An 18,016-nucleotide genomic window follows, 5' to 3' on the forward strand; every position below is an offset into this window, starting at 1 on the left:
GTGGCAGTGCTCCGTCTCGGGGTGCGCTCGGATTTCTGAGAGGGGGAGGGGGGTCAGGGGGCGGGTTCGTCCTGTCGAAGGCTGCGGAAGACCTCGGGGGTCGTCCAGCCACGCAGTGTGGCGAGGATCGTCGATCTGAACGCGGCCTCTGCTGTGGGGGCGTCGAAGGCTCCGGCGAGTTCGAGGGTCACCAGCCCGTGCAGAGTCACCCAGAGTGAGAGGGCGATGGACGTCGCTTCGCCGTCGAGGACGGACTCTGTCAGGGCCCGGTCGATCGCCGCGATGAGGGGCCGGACGGGGTCATCGGTACCGATCGTCTCCGACGGCTCGAAGGACTGCACTCCGCCGAACAGCACCGAGTACAGGTGACTGTGTTCGCGTCCCCATCGTCGGTAGGCGGTGGCCAGCGCGTAGATGTCGGCGAGGGGGTCCTCGGAGGTCGGCACCGCCGTCACGGCCTGGAACAGGCTGGCGACGGCTCTGTCGCGGACCGCTCCGATCAGGCCTTTCTTGTCGCCGAACAGGGAGTACACCGCCGCCGTCGACGTCTCGGCGGCCGTGGCCACGGCGCGGACGGTGACCGACTCCTGCGGACGGGTGGCGAGCAGCTCGGTCGCGCACTCCACGAGTCGGGCCTTGACGGTCGCGTCGTTCGTTCTGGGCCTGCCCATGACGAAGAGCCTACCTTCTTTGGTAACGTCGTTTTGAAACAGTGTTTTGAAACTTCGGAGGTCGTCGTGCCCACGTTCGCCATACGCCTTGCCCGCTTGACCGGACGGTTACTGCTGGCCCTTGCCGCCGTCGCGACGCTGGTCGCCGTCTTCCTCGTCACGATCGTCCTCACGGACGGGGCGGGCTCAGGGATCGGCGCATGGCTGACGGCCCTTGGAATCGGGACCGTCGCCGCACTGTGGCGGGGTCGGCGTCGCACCCGGGCGGCGCGGCTCGCGCCGTTTCTGCCGGTGGTCGTCGCGGCGGCGTTGACGGCGTCGGTCTGCGTCCCGACCGAGCCCGCGGCACGGCGGTCCCCGCCCGCCCTGCCGTTCGTGGCCACCCAGCACTGGACCCTGGACACAGGCAGCCGGGTCGCGGTGTATCACTACCCGCCGGCGAAAGCGAAGACCGGCACCCGGCACCCCGTTCCGCTGGTGTACCTCAACGGCGGGCCGGTTCGCGGCATCTCGGTTCAGGACCACCGGTTCCTACAGCTCCTGGCGCGGCAGGGCCACGACGTCTACGCCTACGAACAAGCCGGCGGCGGGCGAAGCGACTTGCTCCCCATGGACCAGTACACGATCTCCAGGTCGGTCCGCGACCTCGCCGCCTTCGTCGACCGCCTGGGCAAGGGCAAGGCCGACGTCCTCGGGTTCTCCGCGGGCGGGGTCGTGCTCACCCGGGCCCTGGCGAACCCGCGTGTCGCCGCGCGTCTGCACCGGGCGATCGTCGCAGAGCCCGGCCCTATGGACGGACCGACCGCGCGTATCGCCGGGCACAAAGGTCGGCCGACCGCGCGCGGCCTCGCGCCGGCGATGACCGGGCCGCGGTCGACGCATCTCCCGCGGTACGCCGTCGCGTTCGGCCTCATGCGGCTCGGGCTCCTCACCCCCGGCACGGGGCTGATCGGGCAGGCCGAAGGGGTCAACGCCTTCACCGCCGCCGACCTCGGCAGCGACACCGCGTCCGCCTACTGCGCGCGCGACGCGCACCACATCCCGGCCGAGGACACCGCGCAGAACTTCTCCTTCAGCGCCGCCGCCAGCCTCCGCGTCCAGCAGACGATCAAGGACTCACCCTCCCTGGCCCCGCGGCTGAGGCGCTCCAAGACCCCAGCGATGCTGATGATCGCCGAGTGCTCCTCGCAGGTCCGTCAATGGGCGACCGCCGTCCTTGCCGGTGATCCCGCCATCCAGCGCACGCAGTACATGCCCGGCGTCGGACACCACATGTGGAACGGCCTCGACGACAACAACGACCGAGCCGCCGCCGTCATCACCGCGTTCCTTCAGGACGGGCCCGCGCCCCTGCCGGACTATCCGACCAGGGACGGGATTCCCGCCTTCCTGCGCGACCACAAGTGAGTCAGGGGGGTGGTCCTCCCGCCATGACTGCCGGACTATTTGCCCTCGTCGGGGAGGTTTCCGTCGCCGCCGAGGTTGGCGACTATCCGGCGCAGGACGTTGATCGTGGTGACGAAGTCGGCCGGGTCGATGTTCTGGTGGGTCTGGTGGTGGACGCGCTGGTTGCGGTCCCTGGCTCGGAGGCGGGCTGCCTCGCCCGCGTCGGTCAGGGTCATGGTTCCCGTGGTGGGGTTCTCGGTGAGCCAGCCGCGGGTGACCAGGTCGTCGTAGACCTCGTCGAAGTCGGTGTCGAGGTCGTCGTACGGGAGCAGGCGGGCGGTCAGGGTGGGGCGGGTCCATGTGCCGGGGGCGCCGGCCGCGTGGTTCAGGGTCCACCAGTGGGGCTGGGTGAGGTCCTCGACCGCCAGTTGGGCGCGGATGGCTCCTACCACCGTGCGGTAGGCCATGCCCGTCCATGCGCCGATGGGCTGGGCGGCCAGTTCCTCGTGGGTGTACTCCTTGAGGTCCATGGTGGTGTCGGTGCTCATATCCGTCCTCGCCCTCTCGTGGTTGCCCGGACGCGATCAACGTAGGACCTCGACTTTGGTTGAGGTCAAGGACCAGAGCGCGGCCAGGAGTTGAAGGTTCTGATCGCCTCGTAGAGGCGGTCCGGCTGGTCCAGGTGGACGTCGTGGGCCGCGTCCGGGATGCGGGTGAGGTGGGTGGCCGGGCGGTGGGTGAGCATGGTGGTGGGCTCGTCGGGGCGCATGGTGCCGTGTTCGCCCTGGATGAGGAGGGTGGGGCAGGTGATCTGGGACCACTGGGGCCAGTAGGCGGTGGTGGCCAGTTCGGCGACCGACGCGATGAGCGTGGCGCGGTCGAAGGTGGGGTGCCAGCCGTCCTCTCGTTGCTCCAGGGTTCTCGTCCAGGCCTCATGACCCAGGAAGGCCTTCGCGGCCTCCAGCGACTTGAACGGTGTCGGCCAGCTGTCCAGCCAGGCCGCGATCCGCGCGGGGAGTTCCGGGGTCGGGCCCGCCGGGCCCGCTTCGACCAGGATCAGGGACGTGACCAGGTGGGGGTGGGAGGCGGCCAGCAGCATCGCCGTGTGGCCGCCGAGGGACTGTCCCAGCAGGGTGACGGGGGCCAGGGCCAGTTCCTCGATCAGGGTCACCGCGTCTTGGACGTGGGCCGCGCGGGTCGTGGTCGCGGGGGCGCGGGTACTGGCGCCGTGGCCTCGGGCGTCGTACGTCACCACGCGGTGGCCGTCGGACAGGAGCCGGGCGGCGACCGCGTCCCACTCGCCCTGGTGGCCGGCGAGGCCGTGCAGGAGGAGGAAGGGGGTTGGGGATTCCCGTTCGGGGCGGTGGTCGTGGTGGGCGATGCGGGTGCCGTCCGGGGTGGTGAGGGTCGTGGAGGTGGTGCGGACGGTCTTCAACTGGCCCTCCTTGAGCGGCGTTGGTCGGGCCAGCCTGGCGGTCCGCGGCGGTCGCCGCCAGTCGTTTGACGGGGGGAGGTGCCATCCCCGGAGCGCGTCCGTGATTCGCACAGTCGGACGGTTACGTCACTCGTTCGTGAGTTCCTCCGCCCCCGCGGCCCGCGCGAGCGGATGCTCGAAGGGGCGGTGCGTGACCAGCGCTGCCCGGATGTTCATCGTCGGGTGGGGGATGACATGACGCAGGAAACGGAACGATGCCGGGGCCTGGAGGGTCAGGCGGTGTTATTGGCGGCCGGGCTGGCCGATCTGGCGGTGAGTACGGTGGGTTCGGCCGTGGGGACGGTGCGGGGGCTGTTGCGCCGTTCGGACGCTGCGGAGCTGGCGGCGGAGGCCGAGCACGACCTCGTGGCGCGGGGGCGTCTGGCGCTGGACCGGTACGCGGCCGTGCCTCCGGCCCACTTGGAGATCCTCGCGCAGCACGCCCAGGCCCGGAGGGCCGCCGGTGGCGTCTGACCGGTGGGAGCCGGCCGCGTTCAAAGTCCGTGTCGACGAGGTGCTGCGGGGGTTCGTCGCCGAGGAGGCGGACGCTTTCGCGGCGATCGATCCGGTGCTTGCGGACGTGGCGGAGAACCTGGAGGCGGCGGTCGCGGACGGCAAGCGGCTGCGGGCGGCGTTCTGCTACTGGGGGTGGCGAGCGGCGGGGCAGCCGGACAGCGACGCGCTGGTGCGGGCGGCGGCCTCCATGGAACTGGTGCACGCCGCCGCCGTGGTGCACGACGACCTCATCGACGACAGCCCGCTGCGCCACGGGCGGCCGACGGCGCATGTCGCGCTGCGGGGTACGGTCGGGAGCCGACCGGACGCCGACGCCGCCGCCCGGTCGCTGGCGATGCTGGTGGGTGATCTGCTGATGGCGCTGGCCGGGCAGTTGTTCGCCACCAGCGGTCTGCCCGCGGCGTATCTCGTCCGGGCCCGGCCGCTGTGGTCGCTGATGGCCCGTGAGCTGATCGCGGGCGAGTGTCTCGAGATCCTGCGGACCGGCGCCGGTCCGGACACCGCCGTCTCGCTGAAGGTGATCCGGTACAAGACCGCCAAGTACACCGTCGAGCAGCCCCTGCTCATCGGCGGCGCCCTGGCCGGAGCGGGCGGGCGTCTGCGCGAGGGCTACTCCGCGTACGGACTGCCGCTGGGCGAGGCGTTCCAGCTCCGGGACGACCTGCTCGGCCTGTTCGGGGACCCGGACCACACCGGCAAGGCCAACGCCGACGATGTGCGCGGCCGAAGGCCCACGGCCCTGCTGGCGGAGACATGGCGGCTGGCCGGGGAGGAGGAGCGGGAGTTGCTGCGCGCCCTGCTGGGCCGGGACGACCTGGACTCGGAGGGTCTGGACACGCGGGAGCTGGACGCCGTGCGCGAGGTGATGTGCCGGTTGAAGGCGCCCGACCGTATCGAGGACATGATCAGCGCGCGGGTCGAGGAGGCCCTCGATGCCCTGCACGGGCTGGATGTGCCGACGCCCTCCGCCGCCGCCCTGACCGCGCTCGCGCATTCGGCTGCGGTCCGTCTGTTCTGACCGGCCGTCGTACCGGGTCGGCGCATGCCTGTACCGGCCCGGGCGGCGACCGGTCTCCCGTCTGTCGTGGACACGAACCCGTGGATGACAAGTGGATGACAAGGAGCCCTGCCATGACCTGTACCGAGGCATCGATGGACGCCCTTCGGCAGGCGGGTGACGAACTCGCCGACGCCACCGTCGCCACGCTCTTCGAACGCGGGGAGGTGGGCAAGTTCAACACCCTGATGCGGTACGTCTCGACGGCAGGCGCTCCCCTGCCGGACGGGCTGCCCGATGTCGCCCGCGAGTACCTGGAGAGCACCCGCACCCCGCCGGCCTGGGTGGACTGGGGGGAGATGGAGAAGGCCCGGCTCTTCTTCATCGACAACAACGTGCACATCTCCACCGCGCTGTCTTTCGCCTCCATGCCCGCCTGCTACCTCGTCCCGCGTGTGGCGAAGCTGCTGTCGGCCACCCACGGGCTGAAGTACCCCTCCAAGCGGATGGCGGAGACCGGGCAGTTCACGGTCTATCTGATGCAGCCCGACGCCTTCGAGGCCGGCGGTCGCTTCGTTCCCGCCGCCCAGAAGGTCCGCCTCCTGCACGCGTCCATCCGTCACCATCTCGCCCGCGAGAACCGCTGGGACACCGAGGTCCACGGGACGCCGATCTGCCAGGAGGACATGATCGGCGGGCAGATGTTCTTCTCCATGCTCGTCCTGGACAGCCTGCATCGCCTCGGCATCCACATGTCGGAGGAGGGCGCGGACGCCTACTACTACGCGTGGCGCGTCGTCGGCGCGATGCTCGGCGTCGACCAGGACGCCGTGCCCCACACCCTCGACGAGGCCCGCCGGTTCCTCGACCTGTACATGGTCCGGCACATGGGCCCTTCCGAGGAGGGGACTCACCTGACCCGGCAACTGATCGACCTCTACGAGGAAGTGGTGCCCGGCACCTTCTTCGACCCGGTCGTATCCGCCCTCATCCGCTACCTCGTCGGCGACACCTGCGCCGACTGGCTCCAGGTGCCGCGCACGTCGTGGGACACCGTCGTCAAGGCCGCGCCCCATCTCCTGGGCGTCCTGGAGAGCATCGAGGACCACTCCCCGTTCGGCGCCTGGGCCCTGGACCGTCTCGGCCATCTCACCAGCGTCCTGGAGCTGTCCACCCTCACCCGCGGACGCGTCATGCACTACGCGATCCCCGAACAGCTCAGGAAGGACTACGGCGTCTCCAGCGCGGTGCCCCGCACCAGCCGGTGGGCTCCGCCGGCCCCCACGCTCTTCTGATCCTCTGCCGGGTCCGGCCTGCTGGGGATCGGGTACCGCGAACAGCCGCCGACCTGCGGAGTTAGCCTTGGGACCCGCACGAGTGCAGCAGGAGGCAGGTATGGCGAAGGTTCCCAGCGCGGTGGTCGCCGCGAGCGGGCTGGTCGGCGGGTACGGCGTGGCCCGTTGGACCAGGCAGCGGCCGCTCGGCGGGGCCGTGCTCGCGGTCGCCGGGGCGGCGGCCGCGCGGCAGTGGCGGCAGCAGGCCGGCGGGGTGGCCGCGGGGGTGTTGTCGGCCGCGTATGTCGCCGCCTTCGCCGGGTCTCATCCGCTGGCCAAGAGGGTGGGCGCCTGGCCCGCCGTGTTCGGAGTGGCGGGGGCTGTGGCCGTGGCGTCCTGGGTCGTGGCCGACCGGCGCGGCTGACCCGACCAGCGGCGGACACGACCGGCAGCTACGACCGGCAGACACGACAAAGAACCCGGCCCTGAATCCCAGGGCCGGGTTCTTGTTGTGGAGCGCCGGGCAGGCCTTGCACCTGCATTTCCCCGCAGGAAGCGGGGCGTCTTTCCTTGGACCACCAACGCACGATCCTTCAGCCGGATTTCCGGCGGCCGGATGCAGATCAACTGTACCGCAGTTTTTGTTATCGCCGTCACCGCCCGCCGTCTCCTCACCGTCCCCCACAGGCACGCGACTTACGACGCTGAGGTACGACGACGTGACACGACAGATCAGCCGCCGGAGCATGTTGAAAGCAGCGGGTGCGGCGGGCGCCGGTATCGGTATCGGTACGGTCGCCCTCGCAGCCCCGGCCTCCGCCGCCGACGCTCCCTTCGCCCACCCGGGGTTGCTGCACACCCGGGCCGACCTGGGCCGTATGGCCGCCAAAGTGAAGGCGGGCGCCAGGCCCTACGCGGCCGGGTTCGCCAAGCTCACCGCCAACCGGCATGCGCAGAGCGGCTGGCGGGCCAACCCGCAGGCGACGGTGTACCGGGGGTCGGGGTCGCCCCAGAACTACGCGGCCCTCTACAACGACATCCACGCCGCCTACCAGAACGCCCTGCGGTACCACGTCAGCGGCGAGGACGCGCATGCCGACACCGCCGTGGCGATCCTGAACGCCTGGTCGGGGAAGCTGACCTCGATCCAGGGCTCGGCCGACCGGTTCCTGGCCGCGGGGCTGTACGGGTATCAGTTCGCCAACGCCGCCGAACTCGTACGCGACCACGCTGACTTCGATCTCGGGCGGGCGCGGGAGCTGCTGTCGGAGGTCTTCCTTCCGCTCAGCGACGACTTCCTGAGCCATCACAACAACGCCGTCGTCACCAACTACTGGCCCAACTGGGATCTGACGGCCCTCGCCTGTGTGCTCGCGACCGGGATCTTCTGCGATGACCGGGCCGTCGTGAAGCGGGCCGTTGAGTACTTCAAGCACGGGGAGGGGATGGGGTCGGTCCGGCATGCCATTCCCGTGGTGCACGGCGACGGGCTCGCGGAGTGGGTCGAGGCCGGGCGCGATCAGGGGCATGCGCTGCTCGGGGTCGGGCTGATGGGCACGGTGTGCGAGATGGCGTGGAACCAGGGCATCGATCTGTACGGGTACGACGACAGCCGGTTCCTCAAGGGCGCGGAGTACGTGGCCAAGTGGAGCCTCGGGGGTGATGTGCCGTATACGGCCAACACGCGGAGGAAGGGGGCGATCGGGGGGTGGTCGGGGAGTGAGACGGCTTCCGACGCGGCGGCTGTGGATCCGGGGATGACCCGTCCGATCTGGGCGATGATCGCCAACCACTACACCAAGCGGCGGGGGTTGTCGGCGTCGTTTGTGACGCGGGCCGCGGCGAAGGCTGCGCCTGAGGGTGGGGGTGGGGATTACGGGCCCAACAGTGGGGGTTATGACCAGCTCGGGTTCGGGACGTTGGCGTTCACCCGGGGGCGGGACGAGGCAGTCGGCGAGGGGGCGCGGCCGCAGGGGGCGGTGCGTGCGTCGGCTTCGCCCTCTGCCGGTGTGGGGCGGGATCTTGCTGCGACCGGTGTTGAAGGTGGGGTCGGGTGGGTTGCGGCGGCCGGGCTTGCCGCTGTCGGGGGTGGGGTGCTGATGCTTCGGCGGCGGGGTGGGGCCAAGTAGCGGCCGGCGCGGTTGCGGGGTGCTGCGGGTCGGGCTGAGGGCGGGTGGGTGCGCAACCCGGCGCGACGGGGTGCCTCCCCCACTCTCGGCTTCGCTCGAGCGGGGGGACCCCCACCGCCCACCCGTGCCGCCCTGGGGGCACCTCCCAGGCCCTTAAGGCACTGGGGGAGGCACGCATGCCCGCAGCTATGTCTCCGCCGTCAGCGGCTTCGCGATGTCCTCCAAGGACCGGCGTTCCGCCTTCACCGCCAGGATCGCCGCTGCCAGGCCCGCCAGGCACATCAGGGCCGCTCCGATCTGGAAGGCGAGGGCCGTGTCGGCGATCTTGCCCGTGCTGGTGAGGTCGGCGAAGAGGAGCGGGCCGCTGATGCCGCCGGCCGCCGTGCCGATGGCGTAGAAGAAGGCGATGGACATGGCGCGGGTCTCCATCGGGAAGACCTCGGAGACCGTCAGATAGGCACTGGACGCGCCCGCCGAGGCGAAGAACAGGACCGCGCACCAGCACGCCGTCATGGTGGTCGCGCTCAGCGAGCCCTGGTCGAAGAGCCAGGCCGTGCCGAAGAGGAGCAGGCCGGAGAGCAGGTAGGTGCCGGAGATCATGATCCGGCGGCCCACCGTGTCGAAGAGCTTGCCCAGGAGCAGCGGGCCGAAGAAGTTGCCGAGTGCGATGACCGCGAAGTAGTAGCCGGTGCTGCCGCTCGGGACGTCGAAGAACGTCGTCAGGATCGCGCCGAAGCCGAAGGTGATGGCGTTGTAGAGGAAGGCCTGGCCGATGAAGAGGGAGAAGCCGAGGATCGCGCGGCGGCGGTAGTCGGAGAAGACCGTGCGGCCGATCTCCAGGAAGGAGACGCTGCGGCGCTGGTGGATGGTGATCTCGCCCTCGGGGCGCGGCAGCGGCTCGTCCCGCTCCTCCTCGATCTCGCGTTCGATGGCGGAGACGATGCGTTCCGCTTCGTCGTCGCGGCCGTGGATGAGGAGCCAGCGGGGGCTCTCCGGGACGTGCCGGCGGACCAGCAGGATCACCAGGGCCAGGACCGCGCCGAGCGCGAAGGTGAGGCGCCAGCCGACGTTCGCCGCGAAGATGTCGGTGTCCAGCGCGACGATCGACAGCAGGGATCCGCCGACCGCGCCCAGCCAGAAGCTGCCGTTGATCATCAGGTCGGTGCGGCCGCGGTATTCCTTGGGGATCAGCTCGTCGATCGCGGAGTTGATCGCCGCGTACTCGCCGCCGATGCCGAAGCCGGTGAGGAAGCGGAAGAGGAAGAACCACCAGGTGTCGAAGGAGATGGCGGTCAACGCCGTCGCCCCCAGATACACCGCCAGGGTGATCATGAAGAGTTTTTTGCGCCCCCACTTGTCGGTCAGACGGCCCCAGAACAGGGCGCCGATGCAGGCTCCCGCCACATACAGGGCAGCTGCCATGCCGGTGACCTGGCCGGAGGTGATGGGCAGGCCGCTGTCGGGCTCCGACAGGCGGCTGGCGATGTTGCCGACGACGGTGACTTCGAGGCCGTCGAGGATCCACACGGTGCCGAGGCCGAGGACGATCGTCCAGTGCCAGCGCGACCACGGGAGGCGGTCGAGCCGGGCGGGGATGTCGGTGGTGATGGTGCGGCCGGTCCCGGCCTGCGCGGTGGTCATGGGCCCCCTCCTCGTCGAGCGGAACCGGGGTCGAGTGCCCTGACCGGCTTCTCTTACGCCTGAAGCATCACGCCCCCAGCGCGTGCGAGATCGTGTAGATCAGCAGGCCCGCCAGCGAGCCCACCACCGTGCCGTTGATCCGGATGAACTGGAGGTCGCGGCCGATGTTCGCCTCGATCTTCCGCGTGGTGTGCTCGGCGTCCCAGCTCGCCACCGTGTCCGTGATCAGGGAGGTGATCTCCTTGCGGTAGGTGGTGACGACGTAGACGGCCGCGTCCTCCACCCACTTGTCGACCTTGTCCTGCACCTTGCGCTCGCCCGCCATCCGGGAGCCCAGCGAGATCAGCGAGGCCCGTACGCGCAGCCGCAGCTCGCTGCGCTCGTCCTCCGCCGCGGCGACGATCATGGATCGTACGGCCGTCCAGGCGCTGGCGATGAGGTCCTGGACCTCGCCGCGGCCCAGCACCTCGCCCTTGAGCCGCTCGACGCGGGCGCGGGTCTCGGTGTCGGACTGGAGGTCGGAGGCGAAGTCGGTGAGGAAGCGGTCGAGGGCGCCGCGCGCGGGGTGGGCGGGCATGTCGCGCATCTCGGTGGCGAAGCGCAGCAGCTCCTTGTAGACGCGCTCGCCGACCTTCTTGTCGACGAACTTCGGCGTCCAGCCGGGGGCGCCGCCCTCCACGGCGTCCATCACCTCGTCGCGGTGCAGCACCAGCCAGTCGTGCGCGCGGGTGACGATGAGGTCGACGACGCGTTTGTGGCCGCCGTCGGCGACGACCTTCTCCAGCATCTTGCCGATGCCGGGTCCGATCTCCTGGGCGTTGGCGCGCCGGGTGATGGCCTCGCCGACGACGGCCTGGACGTCGGAGTCGCGCAGGACCGTCAGGGCGCCCCTGAGGGCGGTGGAGAGCTCCGCCGTGACCCGGTCGGCGTGCTCGGGGACGGCGAGCCAGGCGCCGAGGCGGCTGCCGATGCCTACGGCGCGCAGCCGCTGCCGTACGACGTCCTCGGAGAGGAAGTTCTCGCCGACGAACTCGCCGAGGGAGACGCCGAGCTGGTCCTTCTTGGTGGGGATGATCGCGGTGTGCGGGATGGGGATGCCGAGGGGGTGTCGGAAGAGGGCGGTGACGGCGAACCAGTCGGCGAGCGCACCGACCATGCCGGCCTCGGAGGCGGCGGCGACATAGCCCGCCCAGGGGCCTGCGCCGGAGTTCTGGGCCCATTTGGCGAGGATGTAGACCACGGCCACGAACAGCAGGAGACCGGTGGCGGTGAGTTTCATACGGCGTACGCCGCGCTGTTTCTCCTCGTCCGCCGGGCTGAAGCTCGCCATCGCACGGTTCACGGCGGCGCTGGGGCGGGCATGCTGCCCGTCGACGCCGACCTTTTCTTCCACTTTCATCCGTTCCATCCGCTCCACCCGCTTGGTGATCCCGCACACATTGTCCCTTCCTGACCGACTACTGGAACGGAACAGGAGTTCCCGGCGTCTGTCGGAAGGGGGTAATGCCAGGGGTCCTGTCAGCTTCCCCCTGCCCATGACGCATCATGGGCACATCAGATCGGAGCCTTGGGCTCCCATCGCCTGAGGAGAACTGCACAGCATGACCCGGGGTCGTGGTTACGCCCTGCTCGCGGCGATCGTCGCAGCGGTTGTGGCCCTTTCCGCCGCCATATATGTCGGAGTGGCGACCGACGACGGCACGCAGACCCGGAACACCCGGGCAGACGGCCGTCTTCCGAACAACTCCGCCGCCCCCGCCTCCACCGGCACCTGGGTCGGCACCTGGTCCACCTCGCCGGCGGGCGCCGAGCCCGGCACCGAGACGACCGGCATGGCGGACCGTTCGGTACGCAACGTCGTCCACACCAGCGTCGGCGGTACGAGTGCCCGCGTGACGCTGTCCAATCTCTACGGCCAGTCGCCGCTGAGCATCACACAGGCGTCGATCGCCGTGGCCGCCGCCGCGGGTACGCCCGCCGCGCTGTCGGACACCATGCGGCAGCTGACCTTCAACGGCGGCCCCACGGTCGTCATCCCGCCCGGCCGGCAGGTGATGAGCGACGTCGTGCGCGTCGTCATCCCGCACGACGCCGACGTCCTGATCACCACGTACACACCGACCAGCTCCGGCCCGGTGACGTACCACCCGCACGCCCGGCAGACCTCCTACGTCGCCCAGGGCGCCCACGCCCAGGACACGACGGGCACGCCGTACACCGAGCAGAGCACCTACTGGCGCTACCTGACGGCGCTGGACGTGCTGAGCAACGAGTCCGACGGCACGGTCGTCGTCCTCGGCGACTCCCTCACCGACGGCATCACCTCCACCACGGGCGCCAACAACCGGTGGACCGACGTGCTGTCCGAGCGGCTACGCGCGGAGACCGCCGCCGGGCGGGACCTGCCCCGCTACAGCGTCGTCAACCAGGGCATCAGCGGCAACCGGGTCCTCACGGACGGGCTGGGCCGCCCGGCCGACAACCCCAGCGGGCTCAACCGCTTCGGGCGGGACGTGCTGGAGCGGACGAACGCCAAGGTCGTCGTCATCGACCTCGGCGTCAACGACATCCTGCGCAACCGGCGGCTCGCCGACCCGAACGCGATACTGGACGGCCTGCGCACCATGGTGGGCCAGGCCCACGCACGCGGCCTGAAGGTCGTCGGCGCGACCCTGATGCCGTTCTACGGGCACCGCGGCTACACGGACCCGCGGGAGTCGGTCCGGCAGCAGATCAACGCCGAGATCCGGGCGGGCCGGGTCTTCGACGCGGTGGCCGACTTCGACAGGGCGCTGCGCGACCCCTACGACCCGCGCCGGCTGCGCGCCGACTTCGACTCGGGCGATCATCTGCACCCCAGCGACAAGGGGTACGCCCGGATGGCCGAGGAGTTCGACCTGGAGAGCCTGAAGGGGTCGGCGCCGGCCGAGCTCTAGGAGGACGACGCCGGGTACTGGCCGACGACGCTCAGTACTCGCCGTTGCTCCGACGCTCCAGCTTCTCCCGCCGCCGCTCCTCCTTGAGCCGCTGCTTCTCCGCCCGCGTCACCTTCCGCTGGACCCCGACGCCGCCCCAGAAGGCGAACCCGGTCACGATCACGCGCGGCGCCCCGGGCTCCCCCGGCACACCCTCCTCGCGGTGGTCGAAACCGCCCATGATCCCGATGCCGCGCACCACGACCTCGACGCCGGGCGGCACGATGACATCCACCCCGCCCATGATCGCGATCGCGTTGATCTCGACCTCGCGCTCCGCGAAGTTCGCCTCGCGCAGGTCGATCTCCCCGCCGCCCCAGAAGGCCAGGCAGGTGAACCGGCGGGGCATCGTCCAGTGCCCCTTGCGCTGGAAGCCCGACATCACGGCGACGGCCCACGTCGAGGACCCCTCGCCGCTGACGATCCGCCCGGACCAGCCCGACCCGGTGGCGGGGTCCTTGCTCAGCGACACGGCGGGCACAGTGACGCCCGCGGCCGGCAGGTCCCGGGTGATCGGCACCAGTTCCCCGTACGTCCGCGCCTGGTAGGTCGCGTCCAGTCGCTCCTCGAACTCCGCCATGTCGAGACGTCCCTCAGCGAGGGCGTCCCGCAGGACTTCGGCGACCCGTTCACGGTCGGCGTCGGAGGCGCGGAGATCCGGGACTGCGTCGTCGGTCATGTAGAGCAGCCTACGAGTTACCCGTGCCGGGCACTATGCGGTCGCACGCTCGGCGTACATTTTCGCGATCACCGCTTCGATGTCCGGCTCCCGCACCGACAGGTCGACCAGCGGGTACTGCGCCGCGATCCGCGCCACCAGCGGCGCCGCCGACTCTGCCGCCGGGAACGCCAGCCACTGCCGCGGACCGTCCACCCGGACGACCCGGGCGGGTGCCGGGGCGTCGATCGGGGGCAGTTCCCGCTCGAAGTCCACCACCAGCGTCCGCTCGCTCTCCCCCGCCTCGTGCAGCCCGGTGAGCGGACCGTCGTACATCATGCGCCCGTGGTCGATGACCATCACCCGCTTGCACAACTGCTCGATGTCCTGCAGATCGTGCGTGGTCAGCAGCACCGTCGTACCGCGCTCGGCGTTCATCTCCCGCAGGAACTCCCGCACCTTGGACTTGGAGACGACATCAAGACCGATGGTCGGCTCGTCGAGGTACAGCACCTCCGGGTCGTGCAGCAGCGCCGCCGCGATGTCGCCGCGCATCCGCTGCCCGAGGGAGAGCTGCCGTACCGGCACGTCCAGCAGGTCGCCCAGGCCGAGGAGTTCGACCAGGCGGTCGAGGTTCTCGCGGTAACGGGCGTCCGGGATCCGGTACATACGGTGCATCAGCCGGTAGGAGTCGACCAGCGGCAGGTCCCACCACAGCGTGGTGCGCTGCCCGAACACCACACCGATGCGGTGCGCGAGCCGGGTGCGTTCGCGGGAGGGGTCGATGCCCGCGACCCGCAGCCGGCCGGCGCTCGGGGTGAGGATGCCGGTCAGCATCTTGATCGTGGTCGACTTGCCGGCGCCGTTCGGGCCGATGTAGCCGACCATCTCGCCGCGTTCCACACGGAAGGAGATCGAGTCGACGGCCCGGACCCGCCGTACTTCCCGCTTCATGAAGCCGGTCTTCTTGCGTACGTCGAAGACCTTCTCGACACCGTCGAGTTCGATGAAGGCGCTGTCCACCTCGGTCACCTCAACTCCCTGTACTCCGGTAGGAACGAAGCCCCGTCCGCCACGCCGCCCCTGCCAGCAAACAGCAGGCCACCGCCACCAGGGGCGAGGCGAACGCCGCCCAGGACGGCAGGCCGATGGGATACGACCGCCCCAGCACATGGGCGGCCGGGACCCAGTTGACGAAGGCGAGCGGCACCATGAAGGTCACGCCGCGCACCAGGTCCTTGCCGAACACGCTCGGCGGATACTGCAGCAGCGTGGTCCCGCCGTACGTGAAGGCGTTCTGCACCTCGGCGGCGTCCTGCGCGAAGATCTGGAAGGCCGCGCCCGCCACGAACACCGCCGAGAAGATCGCCGCGCCGCTGACCACCATCATCGGCACCAGCAGCACCTTCGTCGCACTCCAGTCGACATCCACCGAGAACAGCGCCCAGCACAGCACCACGGCGCCCTGGGTGATCCGCCCCAGGCGGCGCAGCGCGAAGCGGTCGGCACCGACCTGGGCGAGCACCGGCGCGGGCCGCACCAGCAGCGTGTCGAACGAGCCGTCGCGCATCCGGGCGCCCAGGACGTCAATCGAGCCGAGCAGCAGGTCGGCGATCCCGAACGCCGTCACCGACAGCCCGTACAGGAAGGCAACCTCGGGCAGTGACCAGCCGCCCAGGGAATCGACCTGCGAGAACATCAGCAGGATCCCCACGAAGTCCAGGCCCGTCACCGTGAGGTTGCCGAGCACCGTGACGACGAAGGAGGTGCGGTAGGTCATGCTGGACCGGATCCACATCCCGGCGATCAGCCGATAGGCCCGCAGCCCCTCGGCCAGGGCATTCCGCTCACCCACCCTGCACCACCACCCGCCGTGTCGCGGCCGACTGCAGCAGCCGTCCGGCCGCCAGCAGCGCCACCGCCCACGCCGCCTGGAAGGCGAACGCCCGCAGCGGGTCGGTCTCCCCCATCAGCACATCCGCCGGCATCTGGATCTGCGCCGCCCACGGCAGCACCCGCACGACCTCGCCGAGCGCCCCGGGGAAGGCGTTCAGCGGCAGCACCATGCCCGAGAAGAAGATCCCCGTGACCATCAGGAGCTGGTTGACGCCCATGCCGTCCATCAGCCAGAACACGCTCAGGGCCGCCAGATAGCGGATCGCGAAGCTGACCACCGTCGCCAGCAGGAGCGTGACCACGAAGGCCAGCCAGGGGGTGACCGACGTCGGCAGGGCCATGGGGAAGAAGACCGCGCCGAACGCGAACGGGATCACACCCCGCCCCAGCATCTGGAACAGCGCCCGCCCCACGTCACCCGCCAGCCACCACAGCTGGAGATCGGCCGGCCGGTACAGATCGACGGCGATCTCACCGGTGCGGATGCGCTCCATCAGGTCCTTCTCGGCGCCCCCGCCCTGGATCGCCAGGGTCGCGTAGAGACACTGCCCCAGCCACACATACGTCACGGCCTGCGCCTGGTCGTACCCTCCGAGATGCGGCTTCTCGTCCCACAGCGCCAGATACGTGTAAACGAGGATGACGCCGAAGACCGTATTGGTGAACACCCCGGCCACCGTGGCCGCCCGATAGGTCGCGTACCGCCTGAAGCCGCCCGCCGCGACGGCCGCGTACAACCGTCCCGAGCCCACATCCACAGCCCTCCTCGCCTCCGGACACCGAAGCGCAGGAGCCTAGTGGGCCGGGGATCACGCGTGCCATGGGTTTTCGCGTGCCGTGGGATGCGGGGCGTGGGATGCGGGGCGTGGTCTTCCCGCCCGGGAACGCCGTGGGGCGCCCCGGGCCGTGCCCGGAGCGCCCCACGCGGAGTTCGGTCAGGCGTCGGTCTGCGCCCAGCCGCTGCACTTGTCCCAGATGATCCCCGCGGTGGGGTTGTCCGGGTTGCCCTTCCAGTCGCCGATGCACGCCTTGATGGTGATCGGCGTGCCTTCCTTGATGTCGAGGTTCAGCGTGCGGGTCGTGTTCACGCCGTCACGGTTCCAGTAGTAGTACGTGTTGCCCTCGCCGCCGATCGAGATGATCCCGATGGTCGAGTGACCGTCCTTGGCCAGGTCGGTGATGGTGAAGACCTCGCCGTACGTCTGGATGTGGGCCTTGCCACCGGAGTCCGCGTGGGGCGTGACGTTCCAGTCGGCACCGGCCCAGACGGTACGATCCGTTCCGTCCGCGTGGGCCGAGGCGCCCGTGGCCAGGGCGAGCAGCGTGGCGGCGGTGCCGGCCAGGGCGGAGCGTGCGAGCAGTCGCATCTTCGGTCGAGTCCCCCTTCAGGCGAATCTCGCGCAAGCAAGATCGCGATTCGAACAGGCGTGCAGGATAGCCCAGTTGACCCTGCGGCCGCCTGTACGTTCGCCCGCACGCCGCCCGCCTCACCACACGGCTCGCGACACGGCCCTCGATCAGGGAACTGATCGCCGGATGGGACAGTCTTCATCACAGGGGCGCAAGAGCGAGCAGAGACGTACGGGAACGACGTACGACGCGAAACAGGAGTCCGTGCACGACATGAGTGACGAGCCTCAGCCGCAGCAGCCGACACCGGGGCGGGCACCGAGAGAGCCGCAGCCGGACGGCGCCCCGGGCACGCCACGGGACCGGGCTGACGACGACCCGGGCACGGCACGGGACCAGACGGACGGCGACCCGGTCCCGCCACGGTCCAAGAGGGACCGCGAGCCGGGCACGCCGCAGGCCAAGGGGGACGGTGACCCGGGCCCCGCACGGGCCAAGGGGGACAGCGCCCAGGACACGCCACCGGCCGAGGCGGACGGTCAGCCGGGCACACCGCGGTCCAAGGCTGACGACGGCCCGGGCACGGTAGAGATCCGGGCCGTCGGCGCCGCGGGCACGGCACGGGGCCGGACGGACGGCGACCGGGGCACGGCATCGGCCCGGACGGACGGCGACCAGGGCACGCCATCGGCCCGGACGGATGCCGCCCAGGGCACGCCCCGAGCCAAGGCGGACGACGACCGGGGCACGCCCCGAGCCAAGGCGGACAACGACCCGGACACGCCACGGCCCCAGGCCGACAACGACCCGGGCACGGTACAGATCCGGGCCGTCGGCGCCGCAGGCACGGCACAGAGCCGGACGGACGCCGCCCCTGGCACGCCATCGGCCCGGACGGACAGCGACCCGGGCACGCCACGCCCCCAGGCCGACAACGACCCGGGCACGCCACGCCCCCAGGCCGACAACGACCCGGGCACGGTACAGATCCGGGCCGTCGGCGCCGCAGGCACGGCACAGAGCCGGACGGACGCCGCCCCTGGCACGCC

17 protein-coding genes and 1 pseudogene are annotated in these 18,016 nt (G+C 70.5%); 8 read left to right on the forward strand and 10 right to left on the reverse strand.

The window, feature by feature from the left end:
- Positions 1–53: 53 nt before the first annotated feature.
- Positions 54–671 (reverse strand): TetR-like C-terminal domain-containing protein, encoded by a 618-nt coding sequence (locus tag ACFT32_RS27830; RefSeq protein ID WP_382494504.1) that lies wholly within the window; start codon positions 669–671, stop codon positions 54–56.
- A 66-nt stretch (positions 672–737) separates the two neighbouring features.
- Between ACFT32_RS27830 and ACFT32_RS27835 the strand changes: the two genes are divergently transcribed.
- Positions 738–2,078, forward strand: a complete 1,341-nt coding sequence (locus tag ACFT32_RS27835) for an alpha/beta fold hydrolase (RefSeq protein WP_382494507.1) — start codon at positions 738–740, stop codon at positions 2,076–2,078.
- 35 nt (positions 2,079–2,113) lie between these two features.
- Here the strand turns inward: ACFT32_RS27835 and ACFT32_RS27840 are convergent, their stop codons facing one another.
- Both ACFT32_RS27840 and ACFT32_RS27845 read right to left on the reverse strand, forming a co-directional pair.
- Positions 2,114–2,605, reverse strand: coding sequence for a MarR family winged helix-turn-helix transcriptional regulator (locus tag ACFT32_RS27840; protein WP_382494509.1), 492 nt, complete (start codon positions 2,603–2,605; stop codon positions 2,114–2,116).
- A gap of 65 nt (positions 2,606–2,670) precedes the next feature.
- The gene (locus ACFT32_RS27845; protein WP_382494511.1) at positions 2,671–3,492 is read right to left on the reverse strand and encodes an alpha/beta fold hydrolase; all 822 of its coding nucleotides are present in this window, start codon (positions 3,490–3,492) and stop codon (positions 2,671–2,673) included.
- Between the two features lie 234 nt (positions 3,493–3,726).
- On the opposite strand from ACFT32_RS27845, the gene ACFT32_RS27850 reads away from it, so the two are divergent.
- The 5 genes from ACFT32_RS27850 (at position 3,727) to ACFT32_RS27870 (ending at position 8,447) form a co-directional block, all read left to right on the forward strand.
- On the forward strand, positions 3,727–4,005 hold the full coding sequence (locus tag ACFT32_RS27850; protein WP_382494514.1) for a polyprenyl synthetase: 279 nt from the start codon (positions 3,727–3,729) through the stop codon (positions 4,003–4,005).
- The gene (locus ACFT32_RS27855) at positions 3,995–5,065 is read left to right on the forward strand and encodes a polyprenyl synthetase family protein (protein WP_382494517.1); all 1,071 of its coding nucleotides are present in this window, start codon (positions 3,995–3,997) and stop codon (positions 5,063–5,065) included. Before ACFT32_RS27850 ends, ACFT32_RS27855 begins: the two co-directional genes overlap by 11 nt.
- 113 nt (positions 5,066–5,178) lie before the next feature.
- Complete coding sequence (locus tag ACFT32_RS27860; RefSeq protein WP_382494520.1) at positions 5,179–6,339, forward strand: oxygenase MpaB family protein; 1,161 nt, start codon at positions 5,179–5,181, stop codon at positions 6,337–6,339.
- A gap of 100 nt (positions 6,340–6,439) precedes the next feature.
- Positions 6,440–6,742, forward strand: coding sequence for a hypothetical protein (locus ACFT32_RS27865; RefSeq protein ID WP_382494523.1), 303 nt, complete (start codon positions 6,440–6,442; stop codon positions 6,740–6,742).
- Between the two features lie 322 nt (positions 6,743–7,064).
- Complete coding sequence (locus ACFT32_RS27870; protein ID WP_382494682.1) at positions 7,065–8,447, forward strand: alginate lyase family protein; 1,383 nt, start codon at positions 7,065–7,067, stop codon at positions 8,445–8,447.
- Between the two features lie 186 nt (positions 8,448–8,633).
- Here the strand turns inward: ACFT32_RS27870 and ACFT32_RS27875 are convergent, their stop codons facing one another.
- Both ACFT32_RS27875 and ACFT32_RS27880 read right to left on the reverse strand, forming a co-directional pair.
- On the reverse strand, positions 8,634–10,088 hold the full coding sequence (locus ACFT32_RS27875; protein WP_382494526.1) for an MFS transporter: 1,455 nt from the start codon (positions 10,086–10,088) through the stop codon (positions 8,634–8,636).
- A gap of 67 nt (positions 10,089–10,155) precedes the next feature.
- The gene (locus ACFT32_RS27880) at positions 10,156–11,487 is read right to left on the reverse strand and encodes a DUF445 domain-containing protein (protein ID WP_382494529.1); all 1,332 of its coding nucleotides are present in this window, start codon (positions 11,485–11,487) and stop codon (positions 10,156–10,158) included.
- Between the two features lie 202 nt (positions 11,488–11,689).
- On the opposite strand from ACFT32_RS27880, the gene ACFT32_RS27885 reads away from it, so the two are divergent.
- Complete coding sequence (locus ACFT32_RS27885; RefSeq protein WP_382494532.1) at positions 11,690–13,024, forward strand: SGNH/GDSL hydrolase family protein; 1,335 nt, start codon at positions 11,690–11,692, stop codon at positions 13,022–13,024.
- A 31-nt stretch (positions 13,025–13,055) separates the two neighbouring features.
- On the opposite strand, the gene ACFT32_RS27890 is transcribed toward ACFT32_RS27885, so the two are convergent.
- The 5 genes from ACFT32_RS27890 to ACFT32_RS27910 form a co-directional block, all read right to left on the reverse strand.
- A complete protein-coding gene (locus tag ACFT32_RS27890; RefSeq protein WP_382494534.1) occupies positions 13,056–13,742 on the reverse strand; it encodes a DUF1707 domain-containing protein in 687 nt (228 codons plus the stop codon).
- Positions 13,743–13,775: 33 nt separating this feature from the next.
- Positions 13,776–14,744: an ATP-binding cassette domain-containing protein gene (locus ACFT32_RS27895; RefSeq protein ID WP_382494685.1), complete on the reverse strand. Its 969-nt coding sequence runs from the start codon at positions 14,742–14,744 to the stop codon at positions 13,776–13,778.
- Between the two features lie 10 nt (positions 14,745–14,754).
- Positions 14,755–15,576, reverse strand: a complete 822-nt coding sequence (locus ACFT32_RS27900; protein WP_382494536.1) for an ABC transporter permease — start codon at positions 15,574–15,576, stop codon at positions 14,755–14,757.
- Positions 15,569–16,369, reverse strand: coding sequence for an ABC transporter permease (locus ACFT32_RS27905; protein WP_382494688.1), 801 nt, complete (start codon positions 16,367–16,369; stop codon positions 15,569–15,571). Before ACFT32_RS27905 ends, ACFT32_RS27900 begins: the two co-directional genes overlap by 8 nt.
- A gap of 183 nt (positions 16,370–16,552) precedes the next feature.
- Positions 16,553–16,984, reverse strand: a complete 432-nt coding sequence (locus ACFT32_RS27910; protein WP_382494538.1) for a hypothetical protein — start codon at positions 16,982–16,984, stop codon at positions 16,553–16,555.
- Positions 16,985–17,240: 256 nt separating this feature from the next.
- On the opposite strand from ACFT32_RS27910, the pseudogene ACFT32_RS27915 reads away from it, so the two are divergent.
- A pseudogene (locus ACFT32_RS27915) lies at positions 17,241–18,016 on the forward strand (hypothetical protein); the annotation flags it as partial.

Source organism: Streptomyces sp. NPDC057002 (assembly GCF_042673825.1).
In the GTDB taxonomy this organism is placed as follows: Bacteria; Actinomycetota; Actinomycetes; order Streptomycetales; family Streptomycetaceae; genus Streptomyces.